The 1,156-nt window shown below is 45.7% G+C and carries 2 protein-coding genes; both read left to right on the top strand.

Annotated features, from left to right (window positions below; translation table 11 throughout):
• A partial coding sequence (locus R7Q46_RS25055) for a helix-turn-helix domain-containing protein (RefSeq protein ID WP_318077913.1) occupies nucleotides 1-248 on the top strand: 248 nt, incomplete at its 5' end.
• Between the two features lie 101 nt (nucleotides 249-349).
• Nucleotides 350-1,156, top strand: an 807-nt coding sequence (locus R7Q46_RS25050; protein ID WP_318077912.1) for a cache domain-containing protein, incomplete at its 3' end; no start/stop codon positions are given.

The raw sequence follows: 1,156 nt of genomic DNA, 5'->3' as shown, positions 1-1,156 counted from the left end.
AGCTTTTGGAAGAGAAGAAAACCGTTTCGGATTCAACCAAAGGTAGCTGGCAAGAACAATTGGCGGACTGGGCACGTCAATCGCTCGCTGCGGGGGATAAAGAACTACTTTCTTTCGCATTACCAGAATTTGAGCGCATTTTATTAGAAGCTGCATTGGAGCACACTAAAGGTCACAAGCAAGATGCCGCTAAAGTATTAGGCTGGGGACGCAATACGCTAACCAGAAAGTTAAAAGAGTTGTACTGACCGTCACTTAAGCAGTGAGTTAACAATGAGAGTGCTTAGCGCTCGATATTAACAGAAATGTCAGTACAATTAAGGTGAACCATCCCTAATGTGACTAGGCAATGTCTACTGCAAAGACTCAAATTACACTACGTACCGCTGTACTCATCCCTTTTGTGATGATTTTCTTACTGGCTATCGGTGTGATTGTCTACGTCCAAAAACAAAGCTATGAAGAGGTGGTGACCGACATCAGCGATAAACAGCTGTCGGTGTTGACCGAAAGTGTCTACGACCACCTCAATAGTTATCTGCGAAAGCCGTTTACGGCAGTGATGACGCTTGCTCATAACGTGAGTTATCACAACCTGTACCATCCCCATGATACGCGAGATGTCCAAGCCTACTTATTGAGCGCGTTTCAAAACCTATACCGTTCTATTCCGCAGCTGGATGTGATCGCTTTTGGTTCGGAAACTGGCGATTTCGCGGGTTTTCGTCGCGAGATCTCCGACGATTACACCTTGATGGTTCAAGATAAATACACCGATGGTAAGTTAATCATCTACGGCACAGATCATGTCAGTAACGATATTCGTACTGTCATCACGCCTTACGATCCAAGAACTCGTCCTTGGTATCAACCGGTCGCCAAAGACGAAAAACCGATGTGGTCAAAAATCTACACCAATGCGGATGAGCGCCAAGACATCACCTTATCTGCTATGACACCGGTGTACGAACACCAAGAATTTGCGGGCGTATTGGTGACAGACATTCGTATCAATACCTTCAACGAGTTTCTACGCGTCATCAAGAAGAACACCAAAGCATCGGTCTTTATCATGGACCAAGAACACCGATTAGTGGCACATTCTGGCCCTGGCAGCGTGGTGTCTTGGGGCACAAAGTTTTCAGATAAAGGTCAA

It is taken from the genome of Vibrio sp. 811 (genome assembly GCF_033339195.1).
Note: the sequence above shows the minus strand (reverse complement) of the source record. Positions and strands in the feature narration are given on the sequence as shown.